The organism is Nostoc sp. UHCC 0251 (genome assembly GCF_034932245.1).
Taxonomy (GTDB): Bacteria; Cyanobacteriota; Cyanobacteriia; order Cyanobacteriales; family Nostocaceae; genus Nostoc.
Genome location: NZ_JAYGHD010000395.1, coordinates 1 through 12,964 on the forward strand (window position 1 = coordinate 1; position 12,964 = coordinate 12,964).

The 12,964-nt window shown below is 38.7% G+C and carries 11 protein-coding genes; 2 read left to right on the plus strand and 9 right to left on the minus strand.

The features are described 5' to 3' along the window. Positions 1-490 precede the first annotated feature (490 nt). The gene (locus tag VB740_RS32810; RefSeq protein ID WP_323204004.1) at positions 491-787 is read right to left on the minus strand and encodes a hypothetical protein; all 297 of its coding nucleotides are present in this window, start codon (positions 785-787) and stop codon (positions 491-493) included. Between the two features lie 310 nt (positions 788-1,097). After that, positions 1,098-3,194, minus strand: coding sequence for a TonB-dependent receptor (locus tag VB740_RS32815; protein ID WP_323204005.1), 2,097 nt, complete (start codon positions 3,192-3,194; stop codon positions 1,098-1,100). Positions 3,195-3,756: 562 nt separating this feature from the next. On the opposite strand from VB740_RS32815, the gene glgX reads away from it, so the two are divergent. Next, on the plus strand, positions 3,757-5,883 hold the full coding sequence (glgX, locus tag VB740_RS32820; protein WP_323204006.1) for a glycogen debranching protein GlgX: 2,127 nt from the start codon (positions 3,757-3,759) through the stop codon (positions 5,881-5,883). A gap of 70 nt (positions 5,884-5,953) precedes the next feature. Here glgX and VB740_RS32825 read toward each other — a convergent pair whose 3' ends face one another. The 7 genes from VB740_RS32825 to VB740_RS32855 form a co-directional block, all read right to left on the minus strand. Next, positions 5,954-6,508 (minus strand): hypothetical protein, encoded by a 555-nt coding sequence (locus VB740_RS32825; protein ID WP_323204007.1) that lies wholly within the window; start codon positions 6,506-6,508, stop codon positions 5,954-5,956. Between the two features lie 12 nt (positions 6,509-6,520). Beyond that, complete coding sequence (locus VB740_RS32830; RefSeq protein ID WP_323204008.1) at positions 6,521-7,399, minus strand: hypothetical protein; 879 nt, start codon at positions 7,397-7,399, stop codon at positions 6,521-6,523. Positions 7,400-7,551: 152 nt separating this feature from the next. Then, positions 7,552-7,788, minus strand: a complete 237-nt coding sequence (locus VB740_RS32835) for a hypothetical protein (protein ID WP_323204009.1) — start codon at positions 7,786-7,788, stop codon at positions 7,552-7,554. A 295-nt stretch (positions 7,789-8,083) separates the two neighbouring features. Next, on the minus strand, positions 8,084-8,323 hold the full coding sequence (locus tag VB740_RS32840; protein WP_323204010.1) for a hypothetical protein: 240 nt from the start codon (positions 8,321-8,323) through the stop codon (positions 8,084-8,086). A 146-nt stretch (positions 8,324-8,469) separates the two neighbouring features. Next, the gene (locus VB740_RS32845) at positions 8,470-8,694 is read right to left on the minus strand and encodes a hypothetical protein (protein WP_323204011.1); all 225 of its coding nucleotides are present in this window, start codon (positions 8,692-8,694) and stop codon (positions 8,470-8,472) included. Further along, positions 8,691-9,068 (minus strand): response regulator transcription factor, encoded by a 378-nt coding sequence (locus VB740_RS32850; protein ID WP_323204012.1) that lies wholly within the window; start codon positions 9,066-9,068, stop codon positions 8,691-8,693. Before VB740_RS32850 ends, VB740_RS32845 begins: the two co-directional genes overlap by 4 nt. 131 nt (positions 9,069-9,199) lie before the next feature. Then, the gene (locus VB740_RS32855) at positions 9,200-10,600 is read right to left on the minus strand and encodes an ATP-binding protein (RefSeq protein ID WP_323204013.1); all 1,401 of its coding nucleotides are present in this window, start codon (positions 10,598-10,600) and stop codon (positions 9,200-9,202) included. Positions 10,601-10,920: 320 nt separating this feature from the next. Between VB740_RS32855 and VB740_RS32860 the strand changes: the two genes are divergently transcribed. Further along, positions 10,921-12,846 (plus strand): transglycosylase domain-containing protein, encoded by a 1,926-nt coding sequence (locus VB740_RS32860; protein WP_323204014.1) that lies wholly within the window; start codon positions 10,921-10,923, stop codon positions 12,844-12,846. Positions 12,847-12,964: the final 118 nt, after the last annotated feature.

The following is a 12,964-nucleotide window of genomic DNA, read 5'->3' on the forward strand; positions in this document are numbered from 1 at the left end:
CTAACGCACCCTACAATACTTAACTTTGTTCAAAAATCAAATAGTAATCCTATAGGCACAAGAGAACAAGCGGACAAAGAGCAAGACTTACAGTAATTCTTCCCCCTTGTCTCTCCATCTTCTTTTCTTCTCCTGGTCAAGTATATTTGCTGATTACTTTATCAAAATGCCTAATTGCTTTCTCAAAATACCTGATTACTTTCTCAAAATACTTAAATGCTTTCACAAAAGTTCATTTGACTTTCTCAAAAGGTCATTTGACTTACTCAAACCCCAGTTTACTTACTCATTTTAGAGTTTTCCGCAAGCAAAAGCTTATTTGACTTACTCAAACCCCAGTTTACTTACTCATTTTGGTGTTTTCCGCAAGCAAAAGCTCATTTGGCTTTCTCAAACCCCAGTTTACTTACTCATTTTAGAGTTTTCCGTAAGTAAAAGCTCATTTGACTTACTCATTTTGGTGTTTTCCGCAAACAAAAGCTATGCATCCTTACTCAAATGTAGAGACATCTCGCAGCAAACTAGGAATTTCCCCTTGAGATAAAGGAAACTCCAGCAAAGTTTCTCTAATACCTAAATATCCAGATTCAGCAAACGACAAAAGCATTCGTGAAAGCGCTAGCCAAACCTCCGCTTCGTATTCCCAATCACGATAACGCGAAGCTTTACCAGCAATAGAACGTAGCGCCCAGAAATAAGAGTTTCGCACCACCGAGCCACCTTTCTTAAACTCTGGTAAATCTTCATGGTGGACAAAAAGCACTTTATTTTCAATTTTGGCTCTCATAGCAATTTTGAATTTTAGATTTCGGATTAAAAATAAATTTTAAATAGGGTGCGTTACAATCCGGTTCGGTTAAGGTTTTTTGATTGATTATTGTAGAGACGGCGATTCATCGCGTCTCTTGCCTTAACCGTAGGGTTCGTTATGACTTTAACCTAACGCACCATGTTGTATCATCGCAGTGCCTCGTTTTTACCAAAAAGCTCTTCTTTATCTCTGTGTTCTCTGCACCTCTGTGGTTCAATAAATAACTTTTAAACCGCAGAAGCACAGAGAACGCCGAGATTTTATGCAAAACCTCTACATTTAATACCTAAAAACTGGCGTTTAAACCCACACGAAAAGTAAATCCAGGACTATATATGCGATTAACTCGCTCATATTGCTCACCGAGGAGATTTTCTAAATAGACTGTCAGTCCTAAATTGCTAGTTAAAGGCACACGACCGGTCAAATCCAAATTCACGAAAGATGGCGCGAAATCTGTAATAGTGTCACCAGGGTTAGTGAAGAAGGCTCTGCGAGCGCCACTATTGTAAGTAACATACAAGTTAGCCTGCCAACCGGAATTTTGATAACCCACGCCAGTTTGCAGTACAGAGTAGGGAATCAAACCTAACTGTAAACCACTCTCTGAACCTGTTTTTATTTGAGCATCTGTATAAGTGTAGTTGAGGAAAGTTGACCAGCCAGCCGCAATTCTGAATTGCAAAGCTGCTTCTAAACCATTGGTATCTACTAATCCAATGTTTTCCCATCTGCCGGCGATGACTCCCAAGCGATCGCTTATACTACTACCAAAGTAAGTAAACTGTCCAATCAGATTTTGAGAAAAATTGACATCTACTCCTGCACTCCAAGTAGAGCCAGTTTCCGGTCTTAAATCAGGATTAGGATTCCAACCATGAACTGTATCATAAACATACAATTGATCTAACCCAGGATTGCGTTGTGCCCCTGCCCAACTTCCACGCACTGCTACTATTGGTGTGACGGCATAACGTAACCCAACACTAGGGTTAAGATAATCTCCAAACTGGCTGTCAAAACTTTGCCTTAGCCCTAAATCTATCAGAAAATTATCGCTAATATTCCAAGTATTGACAGCAAATAAAGCTGTATTGAACAAACTTCTATCTTCAGTTTCGTTTTCGGCAATCCTAGCAGGATTCGTACTCAAAACATCACCGATTAAGTCGGTGTTTTTCAAATCTAATCCCCAGCGCAATTTATTATTAGAAGTAATTTTCCACTCATGATCTACCCTGGCTGTGAGTTGTTGCGTATCTAAAGCTCCTGTACGGTAAAATTCTCCTGTGGGGCCATAGGTGCTGAAATAATCTTGGTTATAACCAATTGAGGTTGTAAGATTGGAGCTTTCCCCATTACCTAGCCGAGTTTTCCAGGATAAGCCAATATTTAAACCATCGTGGTCTAATCTATCTCTTTGCAGAGGAAAACCAAAATAAATTAAGCCGCGACGACTGCTGAGTGCAGTAACATCTAAATTCAAAGAATTTTTCTGATCTAAATCTACTCCAATGCTACCAAAGTAAGTACTTGTAGCTGTGTCTGCATTTGATAAAAATCCCTGTTCATCACGATTTGCTGCACCTACAGGGACACGGTAACGGTTGTCTATAAAGAATCTTTCAAAGCTGAAGTTGTACTTGACATTATCAGAGGAACCACCATAGGTCACTTGTTGATTATTTAAACTCAATGAGCCAAATTCTGCGCTAGCGTTCAATTTAGGTTTGCCATAACCTTCCTTGGTGATGATATTCACAACTCCCCCAAAAACAGAGGAACCATATAATGCGGAGGCTGTCCCGCTATATAATTCCACTCGTTCAATAGCCTCTACAGGAATACTATTTAAGTCAGTTCCACCATGATAAGTGTTGACATTATTGTTAATTGGTCTGCCATTAATCAAAAATACAGACTGATTAATTGAGGCTCCCCGGTAATATGTACCTGTATGAATATCTGCACCATGACCTACATCATTGATCGCAAAACCAGGCATTCTTTTCAAAATATCGGCTAAACTTGTAGCGCCCTGCTTTTGAATCTCTTCTTTATCAATTACGTAAGTTGGTGTAGATTGAGGTAAGTTATCTGGTTCTGCGATCACTTCTATAGAAATGTCTGCATCATCGCTCGGAGATTGCTCTGTTTCTGGCTGAGTTTCTTCTGGATTAACTTCAATCGGTATAGATTGTTGAGTTAATAATTCGGCATTAATAGCAGGTAGCTCGATTTCACTCAAACTCGGAATATCTGAAGTAACTTCGGTTGATTTATTAGTATTTCTCTGCTCAATTTCACTCTCAACCGCATAACTAGGAGACACTATCAGTAAACTCGGTAAAGCAACTGTTAGCAACAAAAAATCCTTTTTCACGTTCTCTCTCACACCAAGTAAAAACAGTCACTACGTAGTATTGTTGCTGTAAGAGTAAAATTGTGTCAAAAGACATGCTGTCATATTTCCATAGTTAGGGACATCAAAGAACTGGCGTTGCTGAATTAAAGTATTAATCTGGATGTAGAGACGTCGCACTGCTACGTCTCTACAAGGATTTTGGTATTATGCAAAATCATTTTCATACATGGAATCAGCAACGCCCAAGAATTAAACCAATTCGCAAATGGGCTTTGTCCCGCTACGCTCTAAGCAAAGCTATGCCGCAGGCTTTACGCAATGACGCTCCTACGTCGCTCTTGTCACTATCCAATTTTTTCTCCCCTTGCTCCCCCTGCCTCTTGCTCTTTACCTCAATTTTCACTACTTAAGGAATAGAAATTTCTATTACTACTGATAGAGTAAATAATATTATTTATAAGTTAAATTAAAACGTTAGCGATCTTAACTGAATTATTAGTAACTTTAAAGTTTAACTAATTATTCAAAAGGAAATCGAAATTAATTCTTTGCCGAAAAACTAATTATTAAAAATTTACTTATGTATCTAACTTTATGGCCAGGCAATGTATATCCTTTAGGTGCAAGTTGGGATGGTAAAGGGACGAACTTTGCTTTATTTTCGGAAAATGCAACAGGGGTAGAACTTTGTTTATTTGATAACGATGGCGAAGAAATTCGCTTACCTTTGACAGAAAAAAACAATTTTGTTTGGCATGGTTACTTACCAGGAGTGGGCCCAGGTCAAAAATATGGGTTTAGAGTGCATGGAATGTGGGCACCGGAAGCAGGTCATCGATTTAATCCAAATAAACTATTAATTGACCCCTACGCTAAGGCAATCGATGGTGAGTTTAGTAATGATCCAGCTGTCTTTGGCTACTCTCTAGATGCTGAGGAAAAAGACTTAGTTTTTTCTGAAATAGATGATGCCAAAATAATGCCCAAGTGTGTTGTGGTCGATCAATCCTTTGATTGGGAAGGCGATAAACTGCTTTATACACCTTGGCATACAACTGTTATTTATGAAACTCACGTCAAAGGTTTTACTAAACTACATCCAGCTATTCCAGAAGAGTTGCGTGGCACTTATGCCGGGTTGGCGCATCCAGCTGCAATTCAACACTTACAGCAATTAGGAATTACAGCAGTTGAGTTGATGCCAGTACATCACTTTCTATCTCATCCAGGACATTTAGAAGATAAAGGATTAAGCAATTACTGGGGCTACGATTCTATCAACTATTTTGCCCCTTATTCTAGTTACAGTGCTAGTGGGACTTCGGGACAACAAGTCACCGAATTCAAGCAAATGGTCAAGGCACTACATTTTGCCGGAATTGAAGTGATCTTAGATGTAGTCTACAACCACACTGGCGAAGGAAATCATTTCGGGCCAACGCTATCTTTGCGAGGTGTTGATAATTCTGTATATTACCGTTTAGTAAAGGATGATCCTCGCTACTACATGGATTTTACAGGCTGCGGTAACTCTCTGAATGTGCGTCATGCTCAAGTTCTGAAGTTAATCATGGATAGCCTGCGCTATTGGGTAATAGAAATGCATGTAGATGGTTTCCGCTTTGATTTAGCCTCGGCGCTGGCACGGGAATTATATGAGGTAGATAACCTATCAGCTTTCTTTGATATTATTCATCAAGACCCAATCTTGGCAGATGTGAAGCTGATTGCTGAACCTTGGGACTTAGGAGAAGGCGGCTATCAAGTCGGGAACTTTCCACTGCGTTGGTCTGAGTGGAATGGAAGATATCGGGATACAGTCAGAGATTTTTGGCGGGGTGCAGATGATAGTTTAGGACAATTTGCCTACTGTTTTACTGGTAGCCCTGACTTGTATCAAACAAACGGACGTAACCCAAATGCAAGTATTAATTTCATCACTGCTCATGATGGTTTCACATTAAATGATTTGGTCAGCTACAACGAAAAGCATAACGAGGCAAACGGGGAAGACAATAGAGATGGTGAAAGCCATAATAGATCCTGGAATTGTGGAGTAGAAGGCGAAACCGACGCTCCAGAAGTAATGCGTTTGCGCGAACGGCAACGACGAAACTTTTTAGCAACTCTAATGCTATCTCAAGGTGTACCAATGCTATTAGAGGGAGATGAAATTGGCTGTAGTCAAAAGGGTAATAATAATGCCTACTGCCAAGACAATGAAATTTCTTGGCGTCATTGGGATTTGCAAAAAGCGAACGCGGATTTACTAGACTTTACCCGTGAACTAATTAATTTTCGCCATCAGCATCCAGTATTTCGACGGCGTAAGTGGTTTCAAGGTCGCCCCATTCACGGTTTAGGTATTAATGATATTGCTTGGTTTAATTCTGATGGCAGCAAAATGACTGAGAAGCAGTGGCTAGTTAGTTATGCCAAAGTAATGGAGATTTTTTTGAATGGGCAGGGGATTGCTACTCCAGGGACTCGTGGTGAGCGGATTATTGATGAAAGTTTTCTGCTATTTTTTAACGCTCACTACGAGTTAATTGAGTTTGCTTTACCCAATGAATTTAAAGAAAATGTATGGGAAATAGTAATTGACACTAATGAACCTCGCTTTTTAGATCGGGGAAAATTAGTTTCAGGCTCTCAAAGTGTACCAGTTACAGATCGCTCTCTGATGGTGTTACGCCTTATGAGTTAGCAGTACGAGGAGAAAAAGATACCCAGTTTTATAGAAAAAAGATATTTTTCTATAAAGTTGCTAAAATGCTTCAACGATTTTTACTTGTAACTCTAATTAGAAAACGTAGGGCTTCATTTACTGCTTCCGAATTGGGAAACATTTCTGCAACATCAGGTTCTAAAAAAACTGTTAATTTTTCAATACCATTGAAATTATCTTCACTATTTATCACATCATGGTCTATCAAACTCTGATTTGATTGAGGTTGATTATTGCTTATCGTTGTTTGAGAAGATATAACGTTTAATCTATTAACTAGTGATTCCCAACTACTAACTTTCAGGTTGAAGTGAGCCTTTGCATCCCGTAATGTTTTAAACTGTTGCTTTAAAATATCAACACTATAAATATGCTTTTGAGATGCTTGGTTTTCTAGATTCAGGTCTGACTCAACCATATCAACTACTTCACTAATAAGTCGATCATGATTTTCGGCAATTTGAGCAGCAGCCCCTAAAATCTTAGAAGTTGCTTTTATCTGTACATCAGTCTCTTGTTTAAGGCGATCAGCAATACTGCGAATTTGATCTCCCAGCCTTGCTTTACCTTGTTTTCGCGTGGTTGGGAGTGATTTTTTGCTCATGAGTATGCTTATTTATTCAGAAAGTATATCTTTAATTACCAGCCAGATACGTTTAAACTTTTGTACCAAACCCATAGGATTGTTAGTTGTTTCTTCTTCTACCGAATCAACTAGAGATTGAATCCGATCCATACGCTCTGCTACAACATAAAGACTGTTCACTGCTTCATCCTTACTTTCTAAGGATTCACGCAGTAGCACAACCATCTGAGCAATTTCCCGTTTTAGTCGTTCATTCTCGCCTTTCCGGCGAGTTTCCCATCCTTTAATACTAGCTTTGGAACGTCGCTCATGCTTGAGTTCTGCTTTAGACTCATTATATAAAGTCAAATACATTCCTCGTTCAGAGTTTACTACCTCATATTTCGTAAGCAATTCAGTCGCTCTTGCTTTTTCTTCGTTGTAGAGGCAGAGAGTTTGTTGATGACTTTGTTGTTCATCAATATAGAACTGGTAATTTTGAGTAACTCGCTCTTTTAGCTCATTAGCTTCGAGTTGGCAAGTTTGCATCTCTCGCTGATGAACATTAACTATCTGGGATATTTTTACTTTTTCTTCGTTGTAAAGATAAAGCGTCTTTTGATGATTTTCTTGCTCATCAGTATAGAAGCGATGATTTTTAGCAACAAGCTCTTTTAGCTCATTAGCCTCGATTTGATAAGTTTGAATTTTTTGCTGAACATGAACTAGTTGGGTTGCAGCTTCTTGATATTCTTTTGCACGTTGTTCTGCTTCATCACGTTGAGATGAAGCTTCTTTAAGATTGGCGCGAACAGTCATCAATGAAAGTTTAAGCTCATGATAAGAAACTGGTTCTTTCTGGTGTGAGCGAGGATTATTAACAGCGTTGTCATGATTAGAATCTCTGCGATCTCCTCTCCTCATTGCCATAACTTCAGTTCCTATGGGAGTATTTGTTAGATTGAAGTATAAATATTGAGTTTAGTCGAGATAAACTAATTGAAGTGTGATCTCGATTCTACTAGTAATATGATCTGACTCTGGGTTGAACCTAGTTCAGGGGTTTCAGTCCCCTGGTTCTATCAAGCATCGCGTGTTGTGTCGAGGTCTAAATCGCCGTTACAAAACGTAATTGCGTTAGCGTAGCCCATTGCTTTAGCGAAGCGGGGCATAGCCATTGCGAATTGCGTAAAGCCTGCGGCATAGCTTTGCTTAGAGCGAAGCGGGGCGTTAGCCCATTGCGAATTGGTAGAAACTCCATCTCCATTAGGGGAAGAAGGTTTGTAAAGACCTATGACACTTCCCCTCGGATTTCTCACCACACTTCTCAAGGCCTGCTCCTGAGCAGGGGAGCTGGGGAGAAGTTACAGTAAGTTTTTCTCCTCTGCCCCTCTGCCCCTCTGCCCCTCTGCTCTATCAAACGTTTGAAGCTTGTGAGAAATGCGGGTTCCCGTCCATGCTGGACACTGACGCACTTATCGGCATTTTTAAACCAGGAATATTTGAAACTCAGCAGGATTAAGATTTGTTTCAATCCCAAAAGATATAAATTAATAATATTCATTCATTAAATTAATAGCATCTCAAGGCAAAATGCTTTTGAGATGATTATCTTTACACCGAATTATTTTCAAAAGATTTCAATTTTTTATAGCGATTATTTTGTACAAACCACTTTTCGCAAGCTTCTTTAACAATTCTTATCTCTTCTGGTGACAAAAGCTCATCTGGTTTACCAGAAGCTAATATTTTAGCAGTAAGAACAGCTTTTTCGTATTCCACACCATACTTAACTAGTTCTGTGCAAAATATTTTTTCTGTTTCCTTGTCTGATATAAAGAAGTTGCTAGGCATTGCTAAAACGTATATAGGTGCTTATTTTGAAACTACATCAACGAAAATAAATTTCCTTGTTAAAGCCTACCAATTTATAAAAAGTCCAACTTCTATCTGAAGAAGCATAAGCAAATATACTTGACATGCTTAATCTCTATTTTTGATTAAAAAACGAAATTAAACGACATTACACAAAAAGTACCTACTGTAAAGCATTCAGCCCCACAACCCAGAAGCGATCGCACTACTGGAGACAAAGCAAAGGTGGTTAGCGCGTGACGGCTGTGGACACAAATATTTATCGTTCCAAAAGCTGTTAGCATGAGGTATGTACCTAACAGCTGGGCATAAATTGTATTTAATTTAATCCCAGGTATCCAGCCTCTCATGAAGGCTGCTCCCCAGAACGACGACGCAACACTGCTTTCATGCGTGCTAGTAGTTCGCGGGTGTTAAAGGGCTTAGTAATATAATCATCTGCACCTGCTTCTAACCCCCAAATTTTATCAATATCCTCATCTTTAGCTGTGAGCATGACGATAGGTACATTGGAAAATGCCCGAATCCGCCAGCAAACTTCCATACCGTCAACTTCCGGTAACATTAAGTCAAGCAAAATTACATCTGGTACTTGCTTGTGAAACTGTTTGATTGCACTATGTCCATCGGCGGCTGTAGTCACCGTGTAACCTTCTTTTTGTAGTGTATAGGTGAGACTGTCGCAAAGAGCTGCTTCATCATCTACAAGTAATACGTGTGGCATTGTTAATTCTAAATTAGTGTGAGTTATTTATAATAATATTTTGTATAAACAGATATATTTTTGACATCTTTCTCTCGAATTAATTTGTTAAATAGTAAGGATGAAAACCTTATAAGCAAGAAAATTTAAGTTTAATCATGACTGCTTAATTTACTTTTGACTATTATTGTTCCCTGTTGGGGAAATTTTATCGTAAAGCTTGTTCCGCCTCCTACTTCGCTATCTACATAAATTTCTCCATGATGTATTTCTAAACACTTTTTCACCACAGCAAGTCCTAGTCCACTGCCAACAACCTTGCCTACATTATTAGCACGATGAAAAGGCTCAAATAAATGCTCTTGAAATTCACCAGGAATTCCTATTCCATTATCTTTAACTTGGAAAAATATTGCGGATGATTCACAACTAAGAATTAAGAAAATACTTCCCTCTGGAGGTGAATATTTAATTGCATTTGAGAGTAAGTTACTCAGAACTGAATAAAGTATATTTTCGTCTAATTTTGCATGGGTACAATTACCTTGGCTGATAAATTTAATAGTATGCTGTTGGAGATTAGAAAATTGGAGGTCTTCTATCAAATTAATGCAAAATGCTTCCAAATCTATCAGTTCTGGATGAAATTCTAATTTCCCAGCTTCTGCCCTAGTCAAAGTTAAAATATCGGTTAGTAACTGGTTCATTGATCTAGCAGAAGATTGAATGCGATATAGATTTTTAAGTTTCTTTTCTTCCGTCCACTGTTGATTACTTTGAGCCAATAGTTGAGCCGATCCCAATATAATACTCAATGGTGTACGAAATTCATGGGATACCATTGAAAAAAAGCGTAACTTCAATTCGCTAAGTTCTTTTTCTTGAGCTAAAGTCTGTTGAATAGCTTCTGCTTCTTGGCGCTTTACTAATTGTTGATAAAGCAAGGCATAAACGCCTAATAAAATGGCAAAACTCAAGAAAGTACCGAGGAATTCAATCAACATCCGGTTGCGGATATTCTCTTGAGAATGTCTCACCGAGATTTGTAGTAACTGTTCCTCCCTAGCTTGCATTTGGGTAAGCGTTTCGCGGATTTGATTACGGTTTTGGTTACTTTGAGTAAGTAGAGGTGCTTGAATAGCAAAGCTTGATTTACCTACTTCTTTGAGGTTAATCGACTGTTTCGATAATTGAACTCTTTGAGCAATGAGGAATTTTAGCTTCGTTATTTGCTGCTGTTGATAAGAGTCATCAGCAAGTTGTTGCTGCAATTTTTTAACTTTGGCATCCAGGCTTTGCATTGCCTGATAGTAACGTTTGAGTTCTAATTGCTCTCTATAAAGAATATAACCCCTGCGTCCGGCTTCTGCATCGGTTAGTGTAGCAAAGATGTCAATAACATTTTTCATTACCTCATGTGTGTCCTTCACTTGATTGCTACTTTCAATTAACTGAGTAGCATTTTGGTAAGAAATCAGACTAGCTGTACCCATTAATAATAAGCTCAAGCCAAAGCCAGAGACAATCCATTTCCTTTCCAGTGACCATTTCATAGAAAAAATCAATTAATGATTCAGAGTCCATATCTTATCCAAGACCTGACATCAAAGTAAAGATTTTTCCAATCCAATATTAAGCTTAATTCAAAATTATTTTTATTACTAACCGATTTCTACCCGATTTTTGCCCTTTCTCTCCACAGCTACTTGTTAAAATAATGTTTAAAATCAACTCCTTATGCAATTATGCATCACACTAAATTTTCTTCAAATAAATTTAACTGTTTATTTGGAGAATTTTTGTTTTTATGTATCTTATTTATATTTATATAGAAGATAAAACCGGATTTAATAAGTGAGGAAATCAAATTGCCGTGTCATCATTTAAAACTTTTGAAGATAAACAATCACAAGTTCAGACTTTACCTATTTTTGAATTTTTTAAAAAAGTCGGTCAGGTAACTGGTGGCACGCTCCTATCAATTACTATGCTATCGAGTTCTGTGCTAGCTGGAGGACTAGTGGGTTTATCTATTAGTTTTCGTAATCTGCCAGATGTTAGACAACTACGAAACTTTATACCCTCAGAAACAACTTATATCTATGATATTAAAGGCAAGCTTTTAACACGTATACACGGGGAAGCTAATCGCCAAATAGTGCCTTTAGATCAAATTTCCCCAAATTTAAAACGAGCAGTATTAGCTAGTGAAGATAGTCGCTTTTATGAGCATCATGGTATTAATCCTGGTGGTATTGGACGCGCTGCATTAGTCAATTTGACATCTGGGGAAGTGCGAGAGGGTGGTTCTACAATCACCATGCAGTTAGTGAAAAATATTTTTTTATCTCAAAAACGTGCTTTTACCCGAAAAATAGTAGAAGCAGTATTAGCAATTCGGTTAGAGCAAGTTCTTAGTAAAGATGAAATATTAGAAATGTACCTCAATCAAGTTTACTGGGGTCACAATAACTATGGTGTTCAGACAGCAGCACGCACTTACTTTAAAAAATCAGCGCAAAATTTGACTTTGGGCGAATCAGCAATGATGGCGGGTTTAATTCAAGCTCCAGAAGATTTTAGCCCGTTTGTCAGCATGAAGCTGGCAAAACAAAAACAAAAAGAAGTATTGGGGCGAATGTTAGAACTGAATTGGATTAGCCAACAAGAGTATAATGATGCCCTCAAGCAAAAAATTAAACTTGGTGAAATCAAGTCATTTCAAGGTAGCGCTTTGCCTTACGTTACAAATACTGTAGCTCAGGAATTAATTAAAAAGTTTGGGCGTGAAACATTGCTTAAAGGCGGAATGCATGTACAAACCACAGTTGATACTAGCTTCCAAATGATGGCAGAAAAAACTATTAAGAAGTGGCATCGAACCCTTGAACGTCAGGGATTAAATAATAATCAAATGGCTCTAGTGGCAATTGATCCTCGCACACATTTTGTTAAAGCACTAGTGGGTGGTGTAGATTCAAAAACTAGCGAATTTAATCGAGCAACTCAAGCCCACCGTCAGCCAGGATCTTCTTTTAAACCGTTTGTTTACTATACTGCTTTTGCTAGTGGTAAATTTACACCACGTACAACAATTCTAGATACTTCAGTTAGTTACCGTGATGGTAATGGTTGGTATTCTCCCCGAAACTACGATAATAGTTTTATGGGAGCAATACCAGTTCGCACTGCTCTGGCTCTGTCTCGTAATATTCCTGCAATCAAGATTGGCAAAGCTGTGGGTATGAATAAAGTTATTGAAACTTGCCGTACTTTGGGAATTATGAGTCCAATGTTACCTGTGAGTTCTTTACCGCTAGGTGCGATCGGTGTGACACCGCTAGAAATGGCTAGCGCTTATGCGACTATTGCTAATTACGGCTGGCGATCGCCTGCAACGATTATTGCCCGTGTTACTGACGGTAGTGGTAATGTGTTAATAGATAATACTCCTAAACCTCAGCTAGTGCTTGACCCTTGGGCATCAGCAGCAACTTTAGACGTGATGCAAACAGTAGTTCAAGAAGGAACTGGTAGAGGTGCAGCTATAGGCCGTCCAGTTGCGGGAAAGACGGGTACAACCTCCTCAGAGAAGGACATTTGGTTTATTGGGACTGTACCGCAGTTAACGACTGCCATCTGGGTAGGGAGGGATAACAATCGACAATTATCTAGCCGCGCCACAGGCGGAGGTATGGTTGCTCCTATTTGGCGTGATTTTATGCAGAAGGCACTTAAGGGTGTGCCAGTAGAAAACTTTAAGCCACCTTCTAAATTTCCTCGTCCTAAATCAAAATGAAAGTATTAAGGTTAAGTATTGGGATAAATCCCAATACTGCTCGGTTAAGCATTTTTAACTCGCAATTGGGTTTTGGGAAAAGGTTAAAGGGTAAAGGGTAAAGGTTTTTTCTTTCCCC